Raw genomic sequence first — 26,059 nt, 5'->3', positions numbered from 1 at the left:
TTACATCACACTCACAGGCGCCATCTCGCCCCAAACGCCGCCCCATTGGACATTGTGCGCGCAACGGCCTTGACGTTGCTTTGAAAAATCGGAAGGGTGAGCCGCGGCATGCGTACAGTCTGGGGCGCATGTGAACCGGGGGAATGAGTTGACGCGATCTTCGTCACCGGCTGCCTCCGTCGATCACGGCCTGCCCCACACGCCGCCTCTCTGACGATCAGCTACTGGGGGTAGCAACCACATGACGAAGAAGACGCGGATCCGGGTCGCGCGGATAGCCGCCGGCGCCGTGATCGCGGCCGGTGCGTCGCTGACCGCCGCCGGCGCGGCGTCCGCCCTGGACCTCGATGTCCAGGCGGGCCCGATCAGCCTGGGCGTGAGCGGCGTCGGCAACACCGACGGCGGCTCGACCGACGGCGGTACCGACGGCGGCTGCCCGATCGGCATCTGCACCGACGGCGGCACCGTCACCACCGGCGGTTCGACCGACGGTGGTACGGCCGACGGCGGTTCGACCGACGGCGGCACCGTCACCACCGGCGGAACCGTCACCACGGGCGGGACCACGGACGGCGGCACCGTCACCACCGGCGGTTCGACCGACGGTGGTACGGCCGACGGCGGTACGACCGACGGCGGTACGACCGACGGCGGCACCGTCACCACCGGCGGAACCACCGACGGCGGTACGACCGACGGCGGCACCGTCACCACCGGCGGAACCACCGACGGCGGCAACGGCAACGGCGGCAACGGCTCCGACGGCGGCAACGGCAACGGCGGCAACGGCTCCGACGGCGGCAACGGCAACGGCGGCAACGGCACCAGCGGTGGCTCCGGCACCTCCGGCGGCGACAGCGGCACCGGCGGCACCGGCGATTCCGGCAGCACCGGCAGCACCGGTGACGGCGGCACCGGTGACGGCGGCAACGGCACCGGTGGCAACCACACCGTCCCCGAGGGCGGCAACAACAACGTCCCGCAGGACGAGGGCTCCGCGACGCTCACCGACACCGGGTCCGACACCACGGTCCAGGGCGGTGACAAGCAGCTCGCCGAGACCGGTGCCGGTCAGACCGCGTTCCTGCTCGTCGGCGCCGCGACGATGATCGCCGGTGGTATCGGCTTCCGCATCCTGCCGCGTCTGGTGAACGGCCGGGGCGGCGCCACCGCCTGACCGTAGCCACGCGATCACCCACCGCACGCACGGCACACACGTAAGGGCCCGGAGCCAGGCGCTCCGGGCCCTTACGACGCTTCCGCGTCTCCCGCGCCCCCGCCGGGCGCTTCCGCGGGCTGCTACGCGGTCTGGTGCGCCAGCAGCGCCACCGCGGCGATCAGCACCGCCAGCAGCGCGATCAGCGCCATCGGGTTCAGCCCCGCGAGGAAGCCCTCCTGCTGCAGTCGCTCGCGGTTGGCACGGCACACGGGGCACCGGCCCTCGCTCACGGGCGCAGCACAGTTCGCGCACACCAACCGGTCGTACGTCATGCGCTCGCCCTCCTTGCACCGGCCATCACATGTACAACGCTCACGGGAACGCGAACGTTCCCCTTCGTTCCCCATCCACTGTGCCAGGTTCCCGCGCGGCGTGCGCGGGGCCCCGGGAAGCAGGCGTCGGGAGGGGGCGCGGGCGGACAGCAGGCACAAAAACGTACATCTCTTGCCCAACCTCAGCCTGCGACTGCACTTGCACACCGGGTTCGCGTATGGTCACGCTCATCTACCCCCGGCGACCCGTGGTGCATCCGTGATCCGATTCGACAACGTCTCCAAGGTCTACCCCAAGCAGACCCGCCCCGCACTCAGGGATGTCTCCCTGGAGGTGGAGAAGGGCGAGTTCGTCTTCCTCGTGGGGTCCTCCGGCTCCGGGAAGTCGACCTTCCTGCGGCTCGTCCTGCGCGAGGAGCGGTGCAGCCACGGCCAGGTGCACGTGCTGGGCAAGGACCTCGCGCGTCTCTCCAACTGGAAGGTGCCGCAGATGCGCCGCCAGCTGGGCACGGTCTTCCAGGACTTCCGGCTGCTGCCCAACAAGACGGTCGCCGAGAACGTGGCCTTCGCGCAGGAGGTCATCGGCAAGTCACGCGGCGAGATCCGCAAATCCGTGCCGCAGGTGCTCGACCTCGTCGGGCTCGGCGGCAAGGAGGACCGCAGGCCGGGCGAGCTGTCCGGTGGTGAGCAGCAGCGCGTGGCCATCGCGCGCGCGTTCGTCAACCGGCCGAAGCTGCTGATCGCCGACGAACCCACCGGCAACCTCGACCCGCAGACCTCCGTCGGCATCATGAAGCTGCTCGACCGCATCAACCGGACGGGCACCACCGTCATCATGGCGACACACGACCAGAACATCGTGGACCAGATGCGCAAGCGCGTCATCGAGCTGGAGAAGGGCCGCCTCGTCCGCGACCAGGCCCGCGGCGTCTACGGCTACCAGCACTGACCGCCCCCAGTTCCCGAAAGGCCTGAAGAACCCGCCATGCGCGCCCAGTTCGTCCTGTCGGAGATCGGTGTCGGTCTCCGCCGCAATCTGACGATGACCTTCGCCGTCATCGTCTCCGTCGCCCTCTCCCTGGCCCTCTTCGGCGGCTCGCTGCTGATGAGCGACCAGGTCAGCACCATGAAGGGCTACTGGTACGACAAGGTCAACGTCTCGATCTTCCTGTGCAACAAGCACGACGCGGAGAACGACGTGCACTGCGCCAAGGGCGCCGTCACCGAGGACCAGAAGAAGCAGATCCTCGTGGACCTGAGGAAGATGCCCGTCGTCGAGAACGTGACCCACGAGTCGCAGGACGAGGCGTACAAGCACTACAAGGAGCAGTTCGGCAACTCCCCGCTGGCCGGCTCGCTGACGCCGGACCAGATGCAGGAGTCGTACCGGATCAAGCTCGAGGACCCGCAGAAGTACCAGGTGATCGCCACCGCGTTCAACGGGCGGGACGGCGTGCAGTCGGTGCAGGACCAGAAGGGCATCCTGGACAACCTCTTCCAGCTGCTCAACCTGATGAACCGCGGCGCGCTCGGGGTGATGGCGATGATGCTGATCGTCGCCCTGCTGCTGATCGTCAACACCGTGCGCGTCTCCGCGTTCAGCCGCCGGCGCGAGACCGGCATCATGCGTCTGGTCGGCGCCTCGGGCTTCTACATCCAGGCGCCCTTCATCGCCGAGGCCGCGGTCGCCGGACTCATCGGCGGCGGTCTCGCCTGTGTGGGCCTCGTGGTCGGCCGGTACTTCACCATCGACCACGGCATGGACCTCTCCCACAAGCTCACGCTCATCAACTTCGTCGGCTGGGACGCGGTGTTGGCCAAGCTGCCGCTCATCCTCGCCACCAGCGTGCTGATGCCCTCACTTGCGGCGTTCTTCGCCCTGCGCAAGTACCTGAAGGTGTGACGCATGCCAAGAGGGCCGTACGGGCATCCGCCCGTACGGCCCTTCGCGTTGTCCTAGACTCACCGCCATGTCAGGCCGTGACCCGCTCTGTCAGCCCCGCCGCATGCGCCGTGGGGCCGCCCTGGCATTGGTCTTCGCCGGCGTACTGGCCGCCGGCGCCGCCACCGGCTCCTTCCCGGGACCCGGGCCCGCCCACGGGCCCGCCGCCGGACCGGCGGGCCCGGCCACCCGGCACGAGGCCGTGGAGCGGGCCGCCGCCGAGGCGATGGCCGACGGCAAGTCCCCGATGGAGGCCGCCGAACGGGCCGTGAGCCGCAGTGGGGACCGCTGGGGCGCGGTCTACTCCGAGGGCGAGTACGAGGAGTTCCAGGAGGCCCTCGACGGCCGCTACACCGGCGTCGGGCTGTCGGCGCGACGGGAGCCCGACGGCCGGATCGAGGTGACGGGGGTGCAGCCCGGCTCGCCCGCCTCCGACGCCGGGATCCGCGCCGGTGACCGGCTGCGCAGCGTCGACGGCAGCAGGGTCGACGGCCGGCCGGTCACCGAGGTGGTCTCCCTGCTGCGCGGAGACGCGCCGGCCGCGCACGCCCCGGACGCCCCGGCCGGTACGACGGTCAGGCTCGGCCTCCAGCGGGGCACGCGCGCGTGGACCGAGTCCCTGCGCCGGGCCCGGCTGTCCACCCACTCCGTGACCTCGCGCCGGCTGCCCGGCGGGGTCACCGTCGTCAGGATCGCCGCGTTCACCAAGGGCTCCGCCGACGCCGTCCGCGAGGCCCTGCGCGCCGCCCCGGCCGACGGCGGGACCATCCTCGACCTGCGGGGCAACTCCGGGGGCCTGGTCACCGAGGCGGTGGACACCGCCTCCGGGTTCCTGGACGGCGGCCTGGTCGCCACCTACGACGTCGACGGCGTCCAGCGCGCCCTGCACGCCCACAGCGGCGGCGACACCGCCCGGCCCCTGGTCGTCCTCGTCGACGGCGGCACCATGAGCGCGGCCGAGCTGCTCACCGGCGCCCTCCAGGACCGGGGCCGCGCGGTCGTGATCGGGTCCCGCACCTTCGGCAAGGGCTCCGTCCAGATGCCTACCGAGCTGCCCGACGGCTCGGTGGCCGAGCTGACCGTCGGCCACTACCGCACCCCCTCGGGACACGCGGTCGACGGCCGGGGCATCACACCGGACCTGGAGGCGGGCCCGGAGGCCCTCGGGCGGGCGGAGACGGTCCTCACGGGCCTGGGCGACCCCTCCTAGCCCGCCGTAATCGGCTGTACGCGCACCCCCTCCCTGGTGCGAAAATGGCAGGCACTATGGCTAAGGAACAAGGGCGCAAGCTGATCGCGCAGAACAAGAAGGCGCGGCACGACTACCACATCCTCGACACCTACGAGGCCGGTCTGGTCCTCATGGGCACCGAGGTCAAGTCACTGCGCCAGGGGCGGGCCTCGCTGGCCGACGGCTTCGTACAGCTGGACGGGCACGAGGCGTGGCTGCACAACGTGCACGTCCCCGAGTACGTCCAGGGCACCTGGACCAACCACAGCGCCCGCCGCAAGCGGAAGCTGCTGCTGCACCGCACGGAGATCGACAAGCTGGAGGCCAAGTCCCAGGAGACGGGGCACACGATCGTGCCCCTCGCCCTGTACTTCAAGGACGGCCGGGCCAAGGTCGAGATCGCGCTGGCGCGGGGCAAGAAGGAGTTCGACAAGCGCCAGACCCTGCGGGAGAAGCAGGACCGGCGGGAGACGGAGCGGGTGATCTCCGCGGCACGCCGGCGCCAGCGCGGTTAGCGGAGCCGGCGGGGGGAATACGCTGGCACGTGCCCGCGTTGTTCCCGTACGATGGGGCCTGCACCTCACAGCGGGTGCGCACCTTGAGAAATACACATGGGGATGATCGGTTTCGACAGCGGCTGTCGAAGCAGGGGAAGCGTGTCGAGGAAGCGGCCATGATCTCGTAAACCACAGGCCGAAAAAATAATCGCCAACACCAAGCGCGATTCCTTCGCCCTCGCTGCCTAAGTAGCGACTTGCGAAGTGTCAGCCCGGGGCTGTTCCCGACCCGGATCCTGGCATCAGCTAGGGAACTAAACCTTGATCCCGGTCACGGGGTGAAGAGGGAAACCTAACAGTGACTGAGCCCGTCGGAGACTTGTTCGCGTGATCTCCGGGGCCGAGAAAAACGTAGCGGACTGCACACGGAGAAGCCCTGATTCCGCACCGTTGGACGCGGGTTCGATTCCCGCCATCTCCACCACGATCGGGAGGCCCCCGGGCCTCCCACCTCCCATGTGGGCGAAGGCCCCGCCGCACGCAGCGGCGGGGCCTTCGTCATGCCCGCCCCGTGCCGGGCGGAGGGGCGCCCCGCTCAGGCCGGCGGGGTGTCCCTCCAGCCGCCGTCCCCGCCGGCGCCCTCGCCGGGGAGCCCCGGATCGGGCAGCTCCCCCTCGACGGGGACGGCGGTCACGAAGTTCGGTCCGACGGTGAGCCGCAGACGGGGGCCGAGTTCCACGGTCACGAACGACTTGGTGCGCGCCACCACGCCGCGGAACGCCTCCAGCGCGGGCTGGGGCACGACCAGACGCTCGCCGTGCTGCGGGACGGAGAAGGTCTCGGTCCCGGGTGACAGCCGGCCACGTGACCCGCCGGAGCGGTGGGTGGGGCGCAGCGGCCGGCGGACCCCCGGGTACAGGGCCGCGTACAGGCCGGCGAAGGTGTTGAGGTGTCCCAGCCCGGCCGCCGTCAGCCGGCAGACGCAGACGCCCTCGATCTGGCGCTGCTCGACCAGGTGCGGCGGCAGGCGCGCGGCGTCGGCGGCCAGCAGCCTGGTCACCGCCCACAGGCCGCCCTCGGTGCGGGACGCGTACGCCTCCACGTTGAACAGGTCCACGAGCAGCTGCCAGTACGTGGACGGCTGGGCGTTGCGGTGGAACTGTTCCAGCCGGGGGGCTATGCGGCCCAGCTCACGGGCGTAGACCTGGTTCCAGCGGGCGAGGGCCAGCTGGGCGTTGGCCTGCCGGTCCCGGTCGGTGTCGAAGTCGGCGACGACCCGCTCCCGCTCCGCCCGTACGTGCGTCTGCCGCAGCTCGCCCAGTTCGTAGGTCAGGACGCGTCTGGTGCGCTGTACGGGCCGGCCGTAGGCGGTGGCCAGCTCGATCAGGTCCGGGTCGTCGGGCGCCGGTCCCTTCCACGGCCCCGGGGCGGGCACGTACCGCTCGGCGAGGGCCTCGATCAGCTCGGCGGCCCGCTCCTGGCGCAGGCGGACGGCCGGGGTGCGGTTGACGGCGCGCTCCAGGGTGGCCCGCGAGATGGCGAAGAGGGCCGCTACCTGGTCCAGGAAGCGGGGGCGCCGGCTGGGCACGATGCCCTCGTTCTCGAACCGCCGGTAGTTCTTGGGTGACACCCCGAGCGCGTCCACCACGTCGCGTGCCCGCAGACCGCAGGCGCGCCGCACGTCGGCGATGTCCCAGGACGCGTGGCGCTGGTGGTTCATCAGCGTGGAGGGGTGGGTGCCCAGCGCCCGGGCGAGGGCGCGCACCCGGGGCGGATCTGGCACTCGGTGCCCGTTCTCGTAGGCGAGGATCTGCGCCTTCGTGGTGCCGACCTCCCGCGCCAGCTCCTCCGCCGTCAGGGCGACCGCACCGGGACGCGCGTAGATGTTCATGCGGAGCGCGCGCAGCTCCGATGGGCTGAAATCGGCCAGGCCCCGTGCCATGAGCGTGCTCATCCTCCTCGGGAGGACCACTTTAGGGGTACCATTTCCAGGCCACGACCGTTTCACATCGTCAGGCGGCGGTCGCAACTCACCTGGCCCGCTTTGCTTTTAGGCGGCTGAACCGGTGGATGCGCCCGCCGAAATGCGCGAGGTTGGACGACGTCGGCCGCAGGTTCGTCACTGTGGTCCACGTAGCTCGGTTGTGAAAGTGGCCCTGGCCCCCACGGTGTCGACGCCGTTGGCGGGGGCACAGGGCCGGCGTGTGGGAGCGAGACCCCGAAGGTCCCCTGTTACCGCAGGGGGCCTTCCGCCGTCAGAAGATGTTTTCCAGCTGGTGTCGCAGCCAGGCACCCAGTGCCTGGAGCGCCAGCCAACCGAAGATCCTCCGGGCGGTCTTCCGGTTGTCACGCCCGCCGCCGTCGGGCGGGTCCTCCACGCGCACACCTCCTCTCGGTCGCGGGGCGATCGGCCCCGATCGGGCGAGCCGATCGCGAGGTGCGCCGCGAGAGACGATGTTGGGATGAGCCTACCGGGTCACACGCGCGATACAGGCCCAGTTGTGGGCGCGTCGAACCCCAACTCCCTTCGTAAATGTCTACTTGACGATCAGTTGCTTGTTTGACCATCCCGCCGGATGGCGGGGCGGCCGGCCAACTGACCAGTAGGTCCGGTCGGTTGTTGACAGTTATCGCAGTTCACGGCCGCTACGGGTGAGCCGGAGCGGCCGCACCGGTGGGGACTGTGGCGACGCGGGCCCCGAGTGGCCCGTGTTTCCGGTCGTAGAAGAAATCCGATCGTGTGGGATCGGTCACGTTCATAACGATCCGCTTACTTCACGTCGCGGTCCGTGAAAGGACGCTCAGCTGAGCGTGTGCCGGTCGGAGCACGTGTCGCGGCCCGGAAGCCGGCCCGCCGCGCCCGAGCCGGCGCCGACGAGCAGCGCCAGCGCGGCCGCCGCGGCCGGCACGGCGAAGGCGGTGACCGGGGAGAGGTGCTCCGCCGCCCAGCCGCCCCCCGCCGAGCCGCAGGCGACACCGGTGAGCAGCCCGGTCACCATCAGGCTCATGCCTTCGTTGAGGCGACCGGCCGGGGTGTGCCGCTGCACCAGCGTCATCGCCGTCACCATGGTCGGCGCGGTCGCCATGCCCGCCGGCAGCAGAGCCGCCGCCAGCACCGGCAGCGAACCGGTGAACGCGGCGGCCGACCACGGCAGGAGCATCAGCACGGCCATCGCCGCCAGGCACCGGGTCAGCCGCGGTACGGCCGGTCTCCGCGCGCCGTACACCAGCCCCGCCCCGCACGAGCCCGCCGCCTGGAGCGCGAGCACGGCACCGGCCGCCGCGCGATGCCCCTGTGCGTCGGCGTACGCGATCGTGACGACCTCCATCGCACCGAACACCGCGCCGGTGGCCGTGAAACAGACCAGCAGCGGCGCGATGCCCGGGCTGCGCAGCGGGGACGGTGCCCTGGACCGGCCCACCGGCGGCGGCTCGGTCGCCCGCTGCGCCGTGAACAGCAGCATGCCGGCGAGGAGCAGCACCGCCCCGGCCAGTGTGCCCGCCTCGGGGAAGAACGTGCCGGTCAGGAAGGAGGCCAGTACCGGGCCGAGCATGAAGCACAGCTCGTCGGCGGCCTGTTCGAAGGAGTTCGCGGTGTGCAGCGCGCCCGGTTCGTCGCGCAGCAGGTGGGCCCAGCGCGCGCGGGACAGACCGCCGACGTTCGGGGTGGCCGCGGTGCCGGCGTAGGCGGCGAACAGGGTCCAGTCGGGGGCGTCGTAGCGGACGCACAGCAGCAGCGCGAGGCTGCCGAGCACGGAGACGAGTGTGGCCGGCAGCGCGATAGGGGCCTGCCCGTGCCGGTCGACCAGCCGGGCGAGCCAGGGCCCGGCCAGCCCGGTCGCCGCGAGCCCGGTCGCGGTGACGGCGCCGGCGAGGGCGTACGAGTCCCGGGAACCGGCGATCATCACGACCGCGCTCACGCTGAACATGCCCATGGGAAGGCGGGCGAGCAGGTTCCCGGCGGTGAAGGCGCGGGCACCGGGAAGGGCGAAGATGCGACGGTAACCGGTGAGCGGCGCGTCCTTCCGGCGTATCCGGCCGTCGGTGTCGGTCTGTTGCGGCATGCCCCCACGGTCGCCCCGGAGCGGATCACCGGTCCAACACCTTCCGCGTGCCGATTCACGCACCGACGTTGTAGGTTCCGGCCATGCCCGCCCCCGCTCCCGCAGACCCCCGCCTTCTGCGTTCCTTCGTCGCCGTCGCCGAGGAACTGCACTTCACCCGGGCCGCGGCCCGCCTCTACGTCGCCCAGCAGGCGCTCAGCCGGGACGTACGACGGCTGGAAAAGGAGCTGGGCGCCGAGCTGTTCGTGCGGACCACCCGGCAGGTCACGCTGACCGCGGACGGCGAACGCCTGCTGCCGCTCGCGCGCCGTGTCCTCGCCGCCCAGGACGATCTGCTGGCCGCGTTCGCCCCCGGCCAGGCCCGCCCGCTGCTGGTCGACCTCAACAGTCCCGGCCTGGTCACCGGCCGCCGGGTGCTGCACCGGGCCCGGGAACTCGCCCCCGACTGCGAACTGATGGCCCGCTACGAGAGCGGCCTCACGGGCGCCGCCGCCGATCTGCTGGCCGGCCGGCTGGACGTGTCCTTCGGCCGGTTCGCGGGGCTGGACCCGGCGCTGCGGTCCGGCCTGGAACAGCAGCCGGTGCGCTACGAGCCGATGGCCGTCGTCCTGCCCGGCGATCACCCGCTGGCCGCGCTGCCCCGGGTGCCGGTGGGCGCGCTGGCCGGGGAGACGGTCTACGCCGGTGCCGGGAACCCGCGCACCCGGGAGTGGACCGACCTGGCCCGGCAGCTCTTCGAGGGCCGGGGGATCCGGCTCGCCCCGCCCTTTCCGCTGGCCGTCGGAGACGAGGAGTTCGGGCGGATCATGGCCAAGACCCGCACCCCGGTGCTGGCCGTCCTGGACTTCCCGCCCATGCCCGGCACGGTACGCCGGCCCCTCGTCGGTCCCGTCCCGCTGTCACCCGTCTCCCTGGTCTGGCGCCGGGGGCTGGCGCATCCCGCACTGGCCGCGCTGCGCCGGGCGGGGGCCGAGATGGCCCGCGCCGAGGGATGGCTGCGGCGACCCGGTGACGGCTGGATCCCCGCCGCCGACGAGGACGTGATGAACGCCCGCGCGTGACGGCCCCGCGCCCCGTACTCCCTGTGCGGGGGCCGGCGGGACGGCCCACGGGCCGCCCTACTCCGGGTGCGCCACCGCCTGCTTCTGGAGCTGGACCGCCGCCAGCAGGCTCAGCTGCGGCTCGGCCCGGCGCAGCGCCCTCAGCGCGGCGACCGAGGTGATGTTCCCGGTGAAGCCGGCCTCGGCCAGCCGGGAGCGGACCCAACGGGCACGCAGCTGCGCCTCGGTGGCGCCGGCGGTGGCGGCGACGGCGGCGAGCGCGCGCTCCAGCCCCGGGCGTTCCTCGGGCGGCGCCCCGGCCAGCACCTCCCGCAGACCCGCGGTGATGATGTCCGAGTCCCGGATGACCAGCACGCAGTCCTGCTTCCTGTCGAGTCCCGCGAATCCCTTCACGAGGATCATGGTGCGGGCAACGGGCCGCACACCCCAAACCACTTGAGGAACTCCAGAGCCTTGAGCCTCGGCCCGCCCGGCCACGGGCGGCGCGCCTACGCGTCCGCGTACTTCGCGTCCGCCGCCGGGTCCAGCGCCAGGCGGTAGCCCCGTTTCACCACCGTCTGGATGATCTTCGGCGCGCCGAGGGCCGTGCGCAGGCGGGCCATCGCCGTCTCCACGGCGTGCTCGTCGCGGCCTGTGCCGGGCAGGGCGCGCAGCAGGTCGGCGCGCGAGACGACCCAGCCGGGACGGCGGGCCAGGGCGCGCAGCAGGGACATACCGGCCGGGGGTACCGGCCGGAGGTCGCCGTCCACCAGGACCGCGTGGCCGCGGATCTCCACCCGATGGCCGGCGACGGGCAACGCCCGGGCACGGGAGGGGAGTTCCTGGCACAGCAATTGGACGAGGGGACCGAGGCGGAAGCGCTCCGGCTGGACCGTGTCCACTCCGTGGGCCTGGAGCGGGATCGCGGTGACCGGGCCGACACAGGCCGGCAGGACGTCATGGGCCAGGGCCGCCAGCAGCTCGTCCAGCAGGCCGCGGTCCTCCGCGCGGGAGAGGAGCGAGGCCGCGGCGGGGGCGCTGGTGAAGGTCACCGCGTCCACACCGCGGGTGACGGCCGCGTCCAGGAGGCGGTCCAGGGGGCTGATGTCCTCGGGGGGCATCCAGCGGTACACCGGGACCGGGACCACGTCCGCGCCCGCGGCGCGCAGCGACTCCACGAAGCCGGGCAGCGGCTCCCCGTGCAGCTGTACGGCGACGCGGTGCCCGTCGACGCCCTCCTCCAGGAGGCGGTCGAGCACCTCGGCCAGGGACTCCGAGGAGGGCGACCACTCCTCCGTGAGGCCGGCGGCCCGGATGGCGCCCTTCACCTTGGGGCCGCGGGCCAGCAGCCGTACCCCGCGCAGCCGGCCGAGGAGCTGTTCGCCCAGGCCCCAGCCGTCGGCGGCCTCGACCCAGCCGCGGAAGCCGATCGCGGTGGTGGCCACCACCACGTCCGGCGCGTGGCCGATGATCTCCTTCGTGGCGGCGAGCAGTTCGCCGTCGTCGGCGAGCGGCACGATCCGCAGGGCGGGGGCGTGCACGACGGTGGCGCCGCGCCGCCGGAGCAGGGCGCCCAGCTCGTCGGCGCGGCGCGCGGCGGTGACGCCCACGGTGAACCCGGCGAGGGGGCCGTGCTCGGATTGCTGCTCTTCGTGGTCCATGGGGCTCTCCTAGCTGACCGGCACGCCGACCGAGCCTGTCAACGGTGCGTGACAGGCTCGGTTCGGCTCCGTGTCGCCGGTGTTACGTCACACCTCGGCGTAGCCGAGCTGGGCCTTCTCCGGTGAAGCCGCTGCCGTCGCCGGAGCCTGCCCGGCCGTGCGACGAAGGTATACGGCCCAGGTGAGCGAGAAGCAGGCGCCGTAGAAGACGAGGAAGGCGACGAAGGCGCCGGTGCCGGTGCCGGAGGAGAGGAAGGACTGCCGGAAGGCGAGGTTGATACCGACTCCGCCGAGCGCGCCGACCGCGCCGATCAGGCCCATGGAGGCGCCGGACAGCCGTCGGCCCTGGGCGACGGCCGCCTCGCCCTCCAATCCCTCGGCCAGGGCCTTGGCCTGGAAGATGCCGGGGATCATCTTGTACGTCGACCCGTTCCCGAGGCCGCTGAGGACGAACAGGACGACGAAGACGGACACGAACAGCGGCAGCGACTGCCGCATGCTGGCGGCCACGAGGACGGCGGTGGCGGCGGCCATGCCGACGTAGTTCCACAGGGTGATGCGGGCGCCGCCGTACCGGTCGGCGAGTCGGCCGCCGACGGGCCGGACGAGGGAGCCGAGCAGCGGGCCGACGAAGGTGAGGTACGCCGCCTGGAGCGGGGTCCGGCCGAACTGGATCGTCAGCACCTGGCCGAAGGCGAAGCTGTAGCCGATGAACGAGCCGAAGGTGCCGATGTACAGGAACGCCATGATCCAGGTGTGGGCGTCCTTCGCGGCGTCCTTGGCCGCGCCGGTGTCGTTGCGCACCGAGGCCAGGTTGTCCATGAACAGCGCGGCGAGCACGGCGGCCACGACGATCAGCGGGATGTAGATCCCGAGCAGCACGCGCGGGCCGCCGCTCGCGCCGATGACGGCGAGCGCGACGAGCTGGATGACGGGCACGCCGATGTTGCCGCCGCCGGCGTTCAGACCCAGCGCCCAGCCCTTCCTCCTGAGCGGGAAGAAGGCGTTGATGTTGGTCATGGAGGACGCGAAGTTGCCGCCGCCGATACCGGTCAGCAGGCCCACCAGGAGGAAGGTGGAGAAGGACGTCCCCGGTTCCATCACCCAGAACGCCGCGACGGTCGGGACGAGCAGCAGACCGGCCGCGATCACCGTCCAGTTCCGGCCGCCGAAGACGGCGACGGCGAAGGTGTACGGCACGCGGGCGACCGCGCCGACCAGGGTGACCACCGAGGTCAGCAGGAACTTGTCGGCGGGACTGAGCCCGTACTCGGGCCCCATGAACAGCACCAGCACCGACCACAGGGCCCAGACGGAGAACCCGATGTGCTCGCAGAGCACGGAGAACCACAGGTTGCGGCGGGCGATCCGCTCCCCGGTCGCCGCCCAGAACTCCTCGTCCTCCGGATCCCAGCGCTCGATCCAGCGTCCACTGCGACGGGTTGGGGCTGGGGCTGTCATCGCGCCTCCACGGTGCTCCGGCTGCTCGGTCTGCCGACCACTGACTGAGCCCGAAGGTAGGGAGGCCGGGTTTCCGGCCTGTGGCTGTGGGTGACCGGAAGGGAACGTTGCTCTCACTCGGCCGCCCGGTGGCCGGTGAGGCGGCCGGCCCGGGCGCCCTCAGCCGCGGAGCGCGGCGTCGAGGTCGCGCATGATCTCGCCCACGCGTCCGCCGCCGGCCGGTGCGGCGGGCAGCCGGCCGAGCACCGCGACGACCGCGGCGGGCACGCCCCGGCCCGCCGGGTCCCGGACACCGGCGCGGGCGCCCCGGCCGTCCGTGGCCGCCAGTTCCTCGGCGTGGGCCGCGTGCGCCGCCGCGCCGAGCACGTGCCGCACCTGGTGTGCGCTTGCCCTGGGGTGCAGGTAGGCGGCGCCGGCCGCGTGGCTCGCCGCCCGTGCCGCCTCGGCCGCGGCGGGTGAGGGGGCCTCCCGCGCCGCCCGGTACGCCGCCCACGCGCTCTGCCGCAGCGCCGCCGTGCGCCGGCCGCCCGCCGCGAAGGCGCGGGCCGCGTCGACGGCCTCGCGAGGACGCGGGTCGGCGGGGACGCTCTCCTCGAAGAGCGCCAGGACGCGGTACGCGCAGTCCGCGGCGTAGCCCGTGATCTCCCGCAGCTCGTGTGCGCTCAGCTCGATCGTGGACGGTCCGTTCGGTTGCGTGGGCATGGCCCGATCCTCCCGTGGCCCGCCCGGCCGGCGCCAGGACGCGGCCGCAGGAGCGTGGGCGGTCACGCGAACCGGGCGCGGGGGGTTCCGGCGCCCCCCGCGGGCGGGCACTGTGTGAGGAGGGGACGGCACGGTCCCCGGCATGCTCGCGCATGGCTCCACGCGGTTCCTGCCTAGGCGGTGACTGGCACATGGCACTCGGTGGCGTCACGCCCCCGTACGAGCTGCGGTTCGACGCCGGGCGGGTGTGTCTGGGTCTCCTCGCCACCGCGCATCCGGTCGAACGGCTGGACGGGACGGGGTCGTTGTGCGCGTGGATCACCGGCGTCGGGATCGTGCCCGCCGGTACGGCGCTGGACCACGCCGACGCCTCCTGGCCGGCCGGGTTCCGGGAACTGCGCGGGAGCGTAGGGACGTTGGTGCGCGAGCGGCACGCCGGGAGCACGCCGTCGTACGGGCGTGCGCTGCGGCGGGTGAACGAGGCCGCCGGGGCTGCGGTCCCGGTCGTCCTCGCCGTACGGGGGAAGGAGGGCGGCCTCGTACGGGAGCTGGCGGCACCGCCCGGCTGTGCCGCGCTGCTCGCCGTCGTGGCCCGGGACGCCGTCGAGCTGCTCACCGACCCCGTGGCGAGGGCCGCCCTGCGCGAGTGCGAGGGGGACAACTGCCCCCTCGTGTACCTCGACACCTCCCGCGGGCGCCGCCGCCGCTGGTGCTCCAGCGAGGTGTGCGGGAACCGGGAGCGGGTGGCCCGGCACCGGCGGCGGACCGCGCCCGCGCGCGACTGAGCGGTCGTACGCGCCCCGGACCTGGAGTGATGTTCGTAACACCAGGTTTGGTTGGCCGGTACACGGGCATTGCCGGGCCGCTTCGGCGGTGTGTCGGAAATGTAAAGATCGTTCGGTGGGAATGTGCACCCATGTCCCGCTCGTCACGTCACTTCGGAGAAATCTGTCACTCCGGTTTGAACGCCGGGCCACCCGTGTCCGTACGGGTGGACGAGCGACCGACTGGGGGAACCCCCGGACACCGGAGGTGGGCGTGCGCAAGGATGCGGCCGTGGCCAATGAACGTGGATCGAGGGCCCGACATCGCATGTCCTCACAGCCCTCGGAACCTGACGAGGAGCTGATGCGTGCCCTGTACCGGGAGCACGCCGGACCTCTCCTTGCGTATGTCCTGCGACTGGTCGCCGGCGATCGGCAGCGTGCCGAGGACGTCGTGCAGGAGACGCTCATCCGTGCCTGGAAGAACGCCGGTCAGCTCAATCGGGCGACCGGTTCGGTACGCCCCTGGCTGGTGACGGTCGCGCGCCGCATCGTCATCGACGGCCATCGCAGCCGGCAGGCCCGGCCGCAGGAGGTCGATCCGTCGCCGCTGGAGGTCATCCCCGCGGAGGACGAGATCGACAAGGCGCTGTGGCTGATGACGTTGTCGGACGCGCTCGACGACCTGACCCCGGCCCACCGGGAGGTGCTCGTCGAGACGTACTTCAAGGGGCGTACGGTCAACGAGGCGGCCGAGACGCTGGGCATTCCGAGCGGCACGGTCCGCTCCCGGGTGTTCTACGCCCTGCGGTCGATGAAGCTGGCACTGGAGGAGCGGGGGGTGACGGCGTGATGAGCAACGGCTACGGGGGAATGCCAGGATTCGGACCGGGTGGTCCGGGTATGTCTGGCCCCATGAACCCCAGGCAGGGATCTTCGGTGCCGAGCGAGCACGAGACCGTCGGCGCCTACGCCCTCGGGATTCTCGACGACGCCGAGGCAACCGCTTTCGAAGCGCATCTCGCCGGCTGCGAGTGGTGCGCCCAGCAGCTCGACGAGCTGGCCGGGATGGAACCGATGCTGGCCGCGCTCGCGGACCTGCCCGGCTCCGGCAGCACACCCGCGATCGGTGAGTCGCTGTCCGCCCGGCCCAGCCCTCGGCTGGCGGAGAAGCTGGTGGACGAGGTCGCCGAGCGGCGCGCCCAGAAGCGCCGGCGCAGCTTCTACATGGTCGCGGCGGCGGCCGCGCTGATCGTTGCCGGACCGCTGACCGTCATGGCCGTGAACACCGGCTCGGACGGTGGCCGGCAGGTCACCGCGACGCCCGCCCAGGCGACCTTCGAGACCATGTCCGACAAGAAGTCGGGCACCGACCCGTCGACGTCGGTCAGCGCGACCGTCGGCATGGCCCGCAAGGACTGGGGCACCCAGGCGGTCCTGGAGCTGAAGAACGTCAAGGGCCCGCTGAAGTGCTCCCTGGTGCTCGTCGCCAAGAACGGGCAGCGCGTGACCATGTCGTCGTGGTCGGTCCCGAACTGGGGGTACGGCATCCCGGGCGCGAAGACCGAGGAGTCCAGGAAGCCGCTCTACATCGGCGGAGCCGCGGCCTTCCAGCCGAACGAGATCGACCACTTCGAGATCGTGACCTTCGAGGGCAAGAAGCTCGTCCAGGTCGACGCGTAGGGCCACGGCGGGCTCCTCCTTCCGGCGTTCCCGGGTGACACGGGGGCGCCGGACCGACGTGCCGTAGCCTACGCCCGCTCCCTTCGCGTACGGTTGACGGCTGCCCAGCACGTCAGAAGGGGGCCCGGTGGCCGCTCAGGTTCAGCAGTCCGCGGTCGACTCGGTACAGGACGCACGCGATTCCGTCCGCGACCGGGAGATCAGCGTCGAACAGGAACACCTGGACCGGGTGTACCGGCGGCTCGAGGAGAAGATCCACGAGGCCGAGTTCCTCATGCACGACGCGGCCCAGCGCGGCCAGGTCGGCACGCCCGGCGCGCTGGCCGAGCGCGACGCGCAGGTGTTCCGGGCCGGTGTCCACCTCAACCGGCTCAACAACGAGTTCGAGGACTTCCTCTTCGGCCGCATCGACCTGCTGCCCGGCAAGGACGGCAGGAAGGGGCCCGACGGCGCGTACACCGCGGTGGAGCCCGCCGAGGGCGCGGTGCGTGACGACAACACCGCCGACATCGCCGAGACCCTGCACATCGGGCGCATCGGTGTGCTGGACTCGGACTACTCCCCGCTGGTCATCGACTGGCGAGCGCCCGCCGCCGCGCCCTTCTACCGGGCCACCCCCGTGGAGCCGGGACGGGTCGTGCGGCGCCGGGTCATCCGGTCCAGGGGGCGCCGGGTGCTGGGGGTCGAGGACGACCTCATGCGCCCGGAGCTGACGGCCTACCTGGGCGGTGACCAGCTGCCCGTCATCGGGGACGGCGCCCTCATGGCCGCCCTCGGCCAGGCCCGCGGCCACACCATGCGGGACATCGTCTCCTCCATCCAGGCCGAGCAGGACATGGTCATCCGCGCTCCCGCCGCCTCCGTCACCTACGTCGAGGGCGGGCCGGGCACCGGGAAGACCGCCGTCGCCCTGCACCGGGCCGCCTACCTGCTCTACCAGGACCGGCGCCGCTACGCGGGCGGCATCCTGATCGTCTCGCCGACCCCGCTGCTCGTCGCCTACACCGAGGGCGTGCTGCCCTCGCTCGGCGAGGAGGGTCAGGTCGCCATCCGTGCGATCGGTTCGCTGGTCGACGGCGCGGAGGCCACGCTGTACGACTCGCCGGCCGTGGCCCGTGCCAAGGGCTCGTACCGGATGCTGAAGGTGCTGCGGAAGGCGGCCCGGGGTGCCCTGGAGCTGGGGTCCGGCGCCCCGGCGGGGCAGCTCGCCCTGGATGACGACACCGACGGCGCCCGGAACGCCGAGAACGCCGGGACCCCGCCGGCCGACGGCCCGCCCGCCCGCCTCCGGGTGGTCGCCTTCGGGCGCCGGATCGAGCTGGGGGCCGGCGAGCTGGACCGCATCCGCCGTACCGTCCTCGGCGGCACCGCGCCCGTCAACCTGCTCCGCCCGCGCGCCCGCAGGCTGCTCCTGGACGCCCTGTGGGCGAGATCCGGCGCCGCCGGCCGGCACGCCGACCCCGAACTCGCCGCCGAACTGCGCTCCTCGTTCGACGAGGACGTCAGCACGGAGGACAGCTTCCTCGGCTTCCTCGACGCCTGGTGGCCCGAACTCACCCCGGAGGCCGTGCTCACCGCCATGGCAGACGAGCGGCGGCTCGGCCGCTGGGCCCGGCGGATCCTCAATCCCGGCGAGGTCCGCAAGGTCGCCCGGGCCCTGCGGCGGGACGGCCGCTCGGTGCACGACATCGCCCTGCTCGACGAGCTCCAGGCGATCCTCGGCGCGCCGGCCCGGCCGCGCAGGAAGCGCGAGCTGGACCCGCTGGACCAGCTCACCGGCCTGGAGGAACTGATGCCGGTGCGCGCGGAGTCGCAGTGGGAGCGGGCCGAGCGCCTCGCGCAGGAGCGCACCGAGTACGCGCACGTCATCGTGGACGAGGCGCAGGACCTCACGCCGATGCAGTGGCGCATGGTCGGCCGCCGCGGCCGGCACGCCACCTGGACGGTGGTCGGGGATCCGGCGCAGTCGTCCTGGTCCGACCCGGACGAGGCGGCACAGGCCCGTGACGAGGCCCTGGGCACCCGGCCCCGGCGCCGTTTCCAGCTCACCGTCAACTACCGCAACCCGGCGGAGATCGCCGAGCTGGCCGCCAGGGTGCTGGCCCTCGCCATGCCGGGCTCCGAGGCGCCGACCGCCGTACGGTCCACCGGCGTCGAGCCCCGCTTCACCGTCGTACGGGACTCGCTGGAGCGGACCGTGCGGGCCGAGGCGGAGCGGCTGCTCGGGCTGGTGGACGGCACGGTCGGCGTGGTCGTCGCGATGAACCGGCGCGAGGAGGCCCGTCGCTGGCTGGCCGGGCTCGGCGACCGGGTGGTGGCGCTCGGCAGCCTCGAGGCCAAGGGACTGGAGTACGACGCGACCGTGGTCGTCTCGCCCGCGGAGATCGCCGACGAGTCACCGGCGGGACTGCGCGTGCTGTACGTGGCGCTGACCCGGGCCACCCAGCAGCTGACAGTGGTGTCGGGGGAGCGGGACGAGCCGGACGGGGCGGGGGTTCCGGACCTCCTGAGGGACTGACGGGAAGAGGTTCTCCGGTGAACTCGGCGCAGCAGGAATGGTCCCGGGCAACTGTTTGTTAGCCTTGACGTGGCACCGGCCCGATCCAAGCCCCCGGGCCCAACCTTCGTCGCTACGAGCGACCACTTGCCGCGAGGCGAGCATGGCGGGTCGGTGTCATGAACGTGGGAGGCCCACGTCACGGAAGTGACGTGGGCCTCTTTCTTTGCCCGGCAACTTCTCGTATGGTGGAAGTTACTTTCCGAATACGAGCGGCCGTCGGTCGGTCCGGTGAACACAACGTCCGCAATCCGGGGCGACTACCACGTACTGATCGGTAGGTGCGACGATCGGACGGCACAACTAGCGACACGGTGAAAGCAGAGGAAGTCGGCCATGGCAACGGCGCCCAGCGTCTCCTACTCGATGACGATCCGGCTGGAGGTGCCCGCGAGCGGAACCGCCGTCTCCCAGCTCACCACCGCCGTGGAGTCCTCCGGAGGCTCGGTGACCGGCCTCGACGTCACCGCGTCCGGTCACGAGAAGCTCCGTATCGACGTCACCATCGCGGCCACCTCCACGGCCCACGCGGAGGAGATCGTCGAGAGGCTGCGCGGCATCGAGGGCGTCACGCTGGGCAAGGTCTCGGACCGTACGTTCCTCATGCACCTCGGCGGCAAGATCGAGATGGCGTCGAAGCACCCCATCCGCAACCGTGACGACCTGTCCATGGTCTACACGCCGGGTGTGGCCCGCGTCTGCATGGCCATCGCCGAGAATCCCGAGGACGCCCGCCGCCTCACCATCAAGCGCAACTCCGTTGCGGTCGTGACGGACGGCTCCGCCGTGCTCGGCCTCGGCAACATCGGCCCCAAGGCCGCGCTGCCCGTCATGGAGGGCAAGGCGGCCCTCTTCAAGCGCTTCGCCGGCATCGACGCCTGGCCGATCTGCCTGGACACCCAGGACTCCGACGCGATCGTGGAGATCGTCAAGGCGATCGCCCCCGGCTTCGCCGGCATCAACCTCGAGGACATCTCCGCCCCGCGCTGCTTCGAGATCGAGGCCCGGCTGCGCGAGGCCCTGGACATCCCCGTCTTCCACGACGACCAGCACGGCACCGCCATCGTCGTCCTCGCCGCCCTGACCAACGCCCTGCGCGTCACGGACAGGGCCATCGAGAACATCCGGGTGGTCATGTCCGGCGCCGGTGCGGCCGGCACGGCGATCCTCAAGCTGCTGATCGCCGCCGGCGTGAAGAACGCCGTCGTCGCCGACATCCACGGTGTCGTCCACGCGGGCCGCGGAGACCTGGTGGACGCCCCGGCCGACTCGCCGCTGCGCTGGATCGCCGACAACACCAACCCCGAGGGCCTGACCGGCACCCTGAAGGAGGCCGTGCGCGGCGCCGACGTCTTCATCGGCGTCTCCGCCCCGAACGTCCTGGACGGCGACGACGTGGCCGCCATGGCCGACGGCGCCATCGTGTTCGCGCTCGCGAACCCGGACCCCGAGGTGGAGCCCGCGATCGCCCGCCAGACGGCCGCCGTCGTGGCCACCGGCCGCTCCGACTTCCCCAACCAGATCAACAACGTGCTCGTCTTCCCGGGCGTCTTCCGCGGCCTGCTGGACGCCCAGTCCCGCACGGTGAACACCGAGATGATGCTGGCCGCCGCGAAGGCGCTGGCCGACGTGGTCACCGAGGACGAGCTGAACCCCAACTACATCGTCCCCAGCGTCTTCAACGACAAGGTCGCGGGCGCCGTGGCCGGGGCGGTCCGCGAGGCCGCCAAGGCGGCCGGCGCGACGGCCTAGGGTCTTTCGGTCGGATCAGGCCGGACCCGCGAGCCCGGCATGATCCGAACGAGAGGGCCTGGACGCGATGTGCGGCTCGGTGCGCGGGGCTGTGAGTATCACCACGGCGGCCCCCCGCACCGGCGCGTCGTGGAACCGAGGGATGCCGGGTGCGCTCTAGGGTGACGGCCGAGCAGGCGCTTTTCGTGTGACTCCCCAGGGTGTTCTCACGACTCCTACGGGTGCCGGATTGGCTTTCCCGCCGCAGGTAGGGGCAGGATGCGTCCCTGGGCGCGACCGCATCGGCATCGCAGTGCCTCGGGCGACTGAGCCGCGTGGCACACCCCAACGGCAAGAAATACACGGGAGTAACAACATGAACCGCAGTGAGCTGGTGGCCGCGCTGGCCGACCGCGCCGAGGTGACCCGCAAGGACGCCGACGCCGTGCTGGCCGCGTTCGCCGAGACCGTCGGCGAGATCGTCGCCAAGGGCGACGAGAAGGTCACCATCCCCGGCTTCCTGACCTTCGAGCGCACCCACCGTGCCGCTCGCACCGCGCGGAACCCGCAGACCGGCGAGCCCATCAACATCCCGGCCGGCTACAGCGTGAAGGTGACCGCGGGCAGCAAGCTCAAGGAAGCCGCCAAGGGCAAGTAAGCGTAAGCGCTCCGCTCTGAGCGCCGTCCCACGTGAGCGCCGTGGGCGACTGCGGGTCCGATGTGCATGGTCACGCAGTTCCCCGCGCCTCCCTGGGGCGCCTCAGCCGAAGACGCCGAAAAGGGCGGTCCCCTCCCAGCGGGGGGACCGCCCTTTCGTCGTGCGTGGGGGCTAGCCGAGGGCCTTGCCCGGCAGCTCCACCTTCGCGCCGAGTTCCACGAGCTTCTCCATGAAGTTCTCGTAGCCCCGGTTGATGAGGTCGATGCCGTGGACGCGGGAGGTGCCCTCGGCGGCCAGGGCCGCGATGAGGTACGAGAAACCGCCGCGCAGGTCGGGGATGACCAGATCGGCACCCTGGAGGCGGGTGGGGCCGGAGACGACCGCGGAGTGCAGGAAGTTGCGCTGGCCGAAACGGCAGTTCGAACCGCCCAGGCACTCGCGGTAGAGCTGTATGTGCGCGCCCATCTGGTTCAGGGCGGAGGTGAAGCCGAGGCGGGACTCGTAGACCGTCTCGTGGATGATCGACAGACCCGTGGCCTGGGTGAGCGCCACCACCAGCGGCTGCTGCCAGTCCGTCTGGAAGCCGGGGTGCACGTCCGTCTCCAGGGCGATGGACTTCAACTGGCCGCCGGGGTGCCAGAACCGGATGCCCTCGTCGTCGATCCGGAAAGCGCCGCCCACCTTGCGGTAGGTGTTCAGGAACGTCATCATCGAGCGCTGCTGGGCGCCGCGGACGTAGATGTTGCCGTTGGTCGCGAGCGCCGCAGAAGCCCAGGACGCGGCCTCCAGCCGGTCCGCGAGGGCACGGTGGTCGTAACCGCCGAGCTTGTCCACACCGGTGATGCGGATCGTCCGGTCGGTGTCCATCGCGATGATCGCGCCCATCTTCTGCAGCACGCAGATGAGGTCCTCGATCTCCGGCTCGACGGCCGCGTTGGACAGCTCCGTGACGCCCTCGGCGAGTACGGCCGTCAGCAGCACCTGCTCGGTCGCGCCGACCGACGGGTACGGCAGCCGGATCTTGGTACCGCGCAGCCGCTGCGGCGCCTCCAGGTACTGTCCGTCCGCCCGCTTCTCGATGGTCGCGCCGAACTGCCGCAGCACGTCGAAGTGGAAGTCGATGGGCCGGCCGCCGATGTCGCAGCCGCCCAGGCCCGGGATGAACGCGTGGCCGAGACGGTGCAGCAGCGGGCCGCAGAAGAGGATCGGGATACGGCTGGAACCCGCGTGGGCATCGATGTCGGCCACGTTGGCGCTCTCGACGCGCGTCGGGTCGAGCACCAGCTCACCGGGCTCCTCACCCGGGCGGACCGTCACCCCGTGCAGCTGGAGCAGGCCGCGGACGACCCGCACGTCACGGATGTCCGGAACATTGCGCAGTCGGCTCGGCTCACTGCCCAGCAGGGCGGCGACCATGGCCTTCGGCACGAGGTTCTTCGCACCGCGGACACGGATCTCGCCCTCCAGCGGGGTTCCGCCGTGGACAAGCAGGACATCGTCGTTGACGGTCATGAATCTCGCGTTCCGATGAGTTGGTCAGGGGCCGGCCGATCACTGTGCGCAGGGGCCGGGAAGACAGGGTAATCGCCGATCACCCCTCGCCCGTAAGCCCGAGGACCGCCCAGCCGGGTCATGGTCGTGTCACAACACGAACCGTTCCCTTCCGGGCACGACGGGTCACCGGGTGGCCGCGCACGCCGGGGCGACTCCCCGCACCCTGAGCTGCGTCCACCTGATTGGCTCCCCACGCGAGGGAAAGATGCGGGATCATGTCTGGCATGACCGAGGTGTCCTCGCTCACAGGGCGGCTGCTCGTGGCCACGCCCGCCCTGGCGGACCCGAACTTCGACCGTGCGGTGGTGCTCCTTCTCGACCACGACGAGGAGGGCTCCCTCGGCGTCGTCCTCAACCGCCCCACGCCGGTGGACGTGGGCGACATCCTGGAGGGCTGGGCCGGCCTCGCCGGCGAGCCCGGCGTCGTCTTCCAGGGCGGTCCCGTCTCGCTGGACTCGGCGCTCGGGATCGCGGTGATCCCCGGCGACGCGGACGGCGACGGTGCCCCGCTCGGCTGGCGGCGGGTGCACGGCGCGATCGGGCTGGTCGACCTGGAGGCCCCGCCGGAACTGCTGGCCTCCGCGGTCGGCTCCCTGCGCATCTTCGCCGGTTACGCGGGCTGGGGCCCGGGCCAGCTGGAGGACGAGCTGGTGGAGGGCGCCTGGTACGTCGTCGAGTCCGAGCCGGGTGACGTGTCCTCGCCGGCCCCGGAGCGGCTGTGGCGGGAGGTGCTGCGCCGTCAGCGCAACGAGCTGGCGATGGTGGCCACGTATCCGGACGACCCTTCGCTCAACTGATGCCTGTGAGCTTCAGTACCCTGGGCGGTATGAGCACTCTCGAGCCCGAGCGCGGGACTGGTACGGGGACCCTCGTAGAGCCGACGCCACAGGTGTCCCACGGCGACGGTGACCACGAGCGCTTCGCCCACTACGTCCAGAAGGACAAGATCATGGCGAGCGCCCTCGACGGCACCCCCGTCGTGGCGCTGTGCGGCAAGGTCTGGGTGCCGGGCCGCGACCCGAAGAAGTACCCCGTGTGTCCCATGTGCAAGGAGATCTACGAATCCATGGGCAGCGGCGGCGACAAGGACAAGGGCGGCAAGGGCGGGGACAAGTAGGCCCGGCCGGCAACGAACGGTCGAGATCCCCGGGACGCGCGTGAGGCGTGTCCCGGGGATCTCCGCGTTTCCGCGCACCTGAGTGGTCCAGACCTCTTGTGGGGTGCCGTCCCGGTCCCTAGCCTTCGAGGCGTTGTACGGGGAGGAACCGTCGTTGCGCACAGCGCAACGCGCCGCTGGATGAGGAGATGAGGTCGTGGAACTGATTCCGGCGCCGCGCGCCGTCGAGGAAGCGGCGGGCAGCGGCGTGCCGCTCGGCCCCGGCACCCCACTGTGGGCCGGCCCGGGCACGGAACGCACCGAACGCTGGCTGCGCGCGACGCTCGGCGCGGCCCTGGGCCTGCCGCTGCGCCCCGGCCCCCGGGACGCCCCCGACGGCGTACGGCTGCTCGTGGACGGCACGCTGGAGCCGGAGGCGTACCGGCTCGCCGCCGGCGCCGGCCAGGGCGTCGAGATCCGCGGCGGCGGACCCGCCGGGGTGTTCTGGGGCGCGCAGACCCTGCGTCAGCTGCTCGGCCCCGACGCCTTCCGGCGTGCCCCCGTACGGCCGGACGCCGCCCTCCGCGTGCCCTGCCGGACCGTCGAGGACGCCCCCCGGTTCCGCTGGCGCGGCCTCCTCCTCGACGTCGCCCGGCACTTCATGCCCAAGGACGGCGTGCTGCGCTACCTGGACCTGATGGCCGCGCACAAACTCAACGTCCTGCACCTCCACCTGACGGACGACCAGGGCTGGCGCATCGAGATCAAGCGCTATCCGAAACTGACCGAAAAAGCCTCCTGGCGGCCACGGACGAAGTTCGGCCACCGCGCCTCACCGCTCTGGGAGGAGAAACCGCACGGGGGTCACTACACCCAGGACGACATCAGGGAGATCGTCGCCTACGCCGCCGAACGGCACATCGCCGTCGTCCCGGAGATCGACGTACCGGGCCACTCGCAGGCCGCCATCGCCGCCTACCCCGAGCTCGGCAACACCGACGTCGTCGACACCACCGCCCTCACCGTCTGGGACACCTGGGGCATCTCCGCCAACGTGCTGGCCCCCACCGACACCACCCTGCGCTTCTACGAAGGCGTCCTCGAGGAGGTCCTGGAGCTGTTCCCCGCCGACGCCGCCGGCTTCTCGGAGTTCGTCCACATCGGCGGCGACGAGTGCCCCAAGGAGCAGTGGGCCGAGTCCGTGACCGCCAAGACCCGCATCACGGACCTCGGCCTCGACGGCGAGGCCGGCCTGCAGTCCTGGTTCATCGGGCACTTCGACGCCTGGCTCGCCGCGCGCGGACGCCGCCTCATCGGCTGGGACGAGATCCTGGAGGGCGGGCTCGCCCCGGGCGCGGCGGTCTCCTCCTGGCGGGGCTACGCGGGCGGGACCGCCGCCGCCCGGGCCGGCCACGACGTGGTCATGTGCCCGGAGCAGTACGTGTACCTGGACCACCGCCAGGCCCCCGGCGCGGACGAGCCGGTGCCGATCGGCTTCGTGCGCACCCTGGAGGACGTCTACCGCTTCGAACCCGTCCCGGCCGGGCTCACCGGCCAGGAGGCCCGGCACGTGCTGGGCACTCAGGCCAACCTGTGGACCGAGGTGTTGGAGGACTCCGCGCGCGTGGACTACCAGGCGTTCCCCCGGCTCGCGGCGTTCGCCGAGGTCGCCTGGAGCCGGCTGCCCGCCCCGGCGGAACGGGACTACGCGGACTTCGAACGCCGGATGACCGCCCACTACCGGCGACTTGACGCGCTCGGCGTCGGCTACCGGCCCCCCACCGGGCCCCGGCCGTGGCAGCGGCGCCCCGGCGTGCCCGGCCGCCCGATCGAGGGACCGCCCCCGAACAGGTAACGGAAAAACCCGGCAGCGTCACCGAAGAGTGGCAATCCGCCCGCACCGGTGATGCCGTGCGAAACCGGACCA

General features: G+C 71.9%; 24 protein-coding genes and 1 other RNA gene. 16 read left to right on the top strand and 9 right to left on the bottom strand.

All coding sequences use genetic code 11. The annotated features are described in order from the left end of the window. Positions 1-241: 241 nt before the first annotated feature. A complete protein-coding gene (locus ACF1BE_RS17090; RefSeq protein ID WP_392199825.1) occupies positions 242-1,177 on the top strand; it encodes a hypothetical protein in 936 nt (311 codons plus the stop codon). Between the two features lie 122 nt (positions 1,178-1,299). Here the strand turns inward: ACF1BE_RS17090 and ACF1BE_RS17085 are convergent, their stop codons facing one another. Further along, complete coding sequence (locus tag ACF1BE_RS17085) at positions 1,300-1,491, bottom strand: hypothetical protein (RefSeq protein ID WP_100826534.1); 192 nt, start codon at positions 1,489-1,491, stop codon at positions 1,300-1,302. A 259-nt stretch (positions 1,492-1,750) separates the two neighbouring features. Here ACF1BE_RS17085 and ftsE point away from each other — a divergent pair, with 259 nt between their 5' ends. The 5 genes from ftsE (at position 1,751) to ssrA (ending at position 5,645) form a co-directional block, all read left to right on the top strand. Then, positions 1,751-2,440, top strand: coding sequence for a cell division ATP-binding protein FtsE (gene ftsE / locus ACF1BE_RS17080; protein ID WP_020940379.1), 690 nt, complete (start codon positions 1,751-1,753; stop codon positions 2,438-2,440). Positions 2,441-2,476: 36 nt separating this feature from the next. Next, positions 2,477-3,394, top strand: a complete 918-nt coding sequence (ftsX, locus tag ACF1BE_RS17075) for a permease-like cell division protein FtsX (protein ID WP_392199824.1) — start codon at positions 2,477-2,479, stop codon at positions 3,392-3,394. Between the two features lie 67 nt (positions 3,395-3,461). Next, a complete protein-coding gene (locus ACF1BE_RS17070; RefSeq protein ID WP_392199823.1) occupies positions 3,462-4,643 on the top strand; it encodes a S41 family peptidase in 1,182 nt (393 codons plus the stop codon). A 56-nt stretch (positions 4,644-4,699) separates the two neighbouring features. After that, positions 4,700-5,179 (top strand): SsrA-binding protein SmpB, encoded by a 480-nt coding sequence (gene smpB / locus ACF1BE_RS17065; RefSeq protein WP_392199822.1) that lies wholly within the window; start codon positions 4,700-4,702, stop codon positions 5,177-5,179. Positions 5,180-5,277: 98 nt separating this feature from the next. Continuing rightward, positions 5,278-5,645: a transfer-messenger RNA gene (gene ssrA / locus ACF1BE_RS17060) on the top strand. A gap of 111 nt (positions 5,646-5,756) precedes the next feature. Here the strand turns inward: ssrA and ACF1BE_RS17055 are convergent. From ACF1BE_RS17055 to ACF1BE_RS17045, 3 genes are all read right to left on the bottom strand, one after another. After that, a complete protein-coding gene (locus ACF1BE_RS17055) occupies positions 5,757-7,103 on the bottom strand; it encodes a helix-turn-helix domain-containing protein (RefSeq protein ID WP_392199821.1) in 1,347 nt (448 codons plus the stop codon). Between the two features lie 313 nt (positions 7,104-7,416). Further along, a complete protein-coding gene (locus tag ACF1BE_RS17050; protein WP_276209440.1) occupies positions 7,417-7,539 on the bottom strand; it encodes a hypothetical protein in 123 nt (40 codons plus the stop codon). A 423-nt stretch (positions 7,540-7,962) separates the two neighbouring features. Next, positions 7,963-9,225 (bottom strand): MFS transporter, encoded by a 1,263-nt coding sequence (locus ACF1BE_RS17045; protein WP_392199820.1) that lies wholly within the window; start codon positions 9,223-9,225, stop codon positions 7,963-7,965. Between the two features lie 83 nt (positions 9,226-9,308). On the opposite strand from ACF1BE_RS17045, the gene ACF1BE_RS17040 reads away from it, so the two are divergent. Further along, positions 9,309-10,286 carry a LysR family transcriptional regulator gene (locus ACF1BE_RS17040; RefSeq protein WP_392199819.1) on the top strand — a complete coding sequence of 326 codons (978 nt, stop codon included), beginning with the start codon at positions 9,309-9,311 and terminating at the stop codon, positions 10,284-10,286. A gap of 57 nt (positions 10,287-10,343) precedes the next feature. Here the strand turns inward: ACF1BE_RS17040 and ACF1BE_RS17035 are convergent, their stop codons facing one another. From ACF1BE_RS17035 to ACF1BE_RS17020, 4 genes are all read right to left on the bottom strand, one after another. Continuing rightward, a complete protein-coding gene (locus tag ACF1BE_RS17035; protein ID WP_392199818.1) occupies positions 10,344-10,679 on the bottom strand; it encodes a hypothetical protein in 336 nt (111 codons plus the stop codon). Between the two features lie 95 nt (positions 10,680-10,774). After that, a complete protein-coding gene (locus ACF1BE_RS17030; RefSeq protein ID WP_392199817.1) occupies positions 10,775-11,926 on the bottom strand; it encodes a uroporphyrinogen-III synthase in 1,152 nt (383 codons plus the stop codon). Positions 11,927-12,013: 87 nt separating this feature from the next. Further along, positions 12,014-13,387 (bottom strand): nitrate/nitrite transporter, encoded by a 1,374-nt coding sequence (locus ACF1BE_RS17025; RefSeq protein WP_392199816.1) that lies wholly within the window; start codon positions 13,385-13,387, stop codon positions 12,014-12,016. Between the two features lie 159 nt (positions 13,388-13,546). Beyond that, positions 13,547-14,089 carry a putative immunity protein gene (locus ACF1BE_RS17020; protein WP_392199815.1) on the bottom strand — a complete coding sequence of 181 codons (543 nt, stop codon included), beginning with the start codon at positions 14,087-14,089 and terminating at the stop codon, positions 13,547-13,549. Between the two features lie 191 nt (positions 14,090-14,280). Between ACF1BE_RS17020 and ACF1BE_RS17015 the strand changes: the two genes are divergently transcribed. From ACF1BE_RS17015 to ACF1BE_RS16990, 6 genes are all read left to right on the top strand, one after another. Beyond that, positions 14,281-14,874: a CGNR zinc finger domain-containing protein gene (locus ACF1BE_RS17015; protein WP_392199814.1), complete on the top strand. Its 594-nt coding sequence runs from the start codon at positions 14,281-14,283 to the stop codon at positions 14,872-14,874. Positions 14,875-15,121: 247 nt separating this feature from the next. Further along, the gene (locus ACF1BE_RS17010; RefSeq protein WP_030167252.1) at positions 15,122-15,706 is read left to right on the top strand and encodes a sigma-70 family RNA polymerase sigma factor; all 585 of its coding nucleotides are present in this window, start codon (positions 15,122-15,124) and stop codon (positions 15,704-15,706) included. Positions 15,707-15,756: 50 nt separating this feature from the next. Further along, positions 15,757-16,536 (top strand): anti-sigma factor family protein, encoded by a 780-nt coding sequence (locus ACF1BE_RS17005; protein ID WP_392199813.1) that lies wholly within the window; start codon positions 15,757-15,759, stop codon positions 16,534-16,536. A 127-nt stretch (positions 16,537-16,663) separates the two neighbouring features. Next, complete coding sequence (locus ACF1BE_RS17000; protein WP_392199812.1) at positions 16,664-19,054, top strand: HelD family protein; 2,391 nt, start codon at positions 16,664-16,666, stop codon at positions 19,052-19,054. Between the two features lie 375 nt (positions 19,055-19,429). Beyond that, positions 19,430-20,845 carry an NAD-dependent malic enzyme gene (locus ACF1BE_RS16995; protein ID WP_392199811.1) on the top strand — a complete coding sequence of 472 codons (1,416 nt, stop codon included), beginning with the start codon at positions 19,430-19,432 and terminating at the stop codon, positions 20,843-20,845. Between the two features lie 355 nt (positions 20,846-21,200). After that, positions 21,201-21,482 (top strand): HU family DNA-binding protein, encoded by a 282-nt coding sequence (locus tag ACF1BE_RS16990; RefSeq protein ID WP_023550134.1) that lies wholly within the window; start codon positions 21,201-21,203, stop codon positions 21,480-21,482. Positions 21,483-21,653: 171 nt separating this feature from the next. On the opposite strand, the gene murA is transcribed toward ACF1BE_RS16990, so the two are convergent. After that, complete coding sequence (murA, locus tag ACF1BE_RS16985; protein ID WP_356823896.1) at positions 21,654-22,994, bottom strand: UDP-N-acetylglucosamine 1-carboxyvinyltransferase; 1,341 nt, start codon at positions 22,992-22,994, stop codon at positions 21,654-21,656. A 266-nt stretch (positions 22,995-23,260) separates the two neighbouring features. On the opposite strand from murA, the gene ACF1BE_RS16980 reads away from it, so the two are divergent. From ACF1BE_RS16980 to ACF1BE_RS16970, 3 genes are all read left to right on the top strand, one after another. Then, positions 23,261-23,833, top strand: a complete 573-nt coding sequence (locus ACF1BE_RS16980) for a YqgE/AlgH family protein (protein ID WP_392199810.1) — start codon at positions 23,261-23,263, stop codon at positions 23,831-23,833. 29 nt (positions 23,834-23,862) lie between these two features. Then, complete coding sequence (locus tag ACF1BE_RS16975; protein ID WP_392199809.1) at positions 23,863-24,153, top strand: DUF3039 domain-containing protein; 291 nt, start codon at positions 23,863-23,865, stop codon at positions 24,151-24,153. Between the two features lie 196 nt (positions 24,154-24,349). Beyond that, entirely contained in the window at positions 24,350-25,987 is a 1,638-nt protein-coding gene (locus tag ACF1BE_RS16970) for a beta-N-acetylhexosaminidase (protein ID WP_392199808.1), read from the top strand. The last annotated feature ends 72 nt before the right edge of the window (positions 25,988-26,059 follow it).

This window comes from Streptomyces sp. NPDC014991 (assembly GCF_043080665.1).
In the GTDB taxonomy this organism is placed as follows: domain Bacteria; phylum Actinomycetota; class Actinomycetes; order Streptomycetales; family Streptomycetaceae; genus Streptomyces.
Note: the sequence above shows the minus strand (reverse complement) of the source record. Positions and strands in the feature narration are given on the sequence as shown.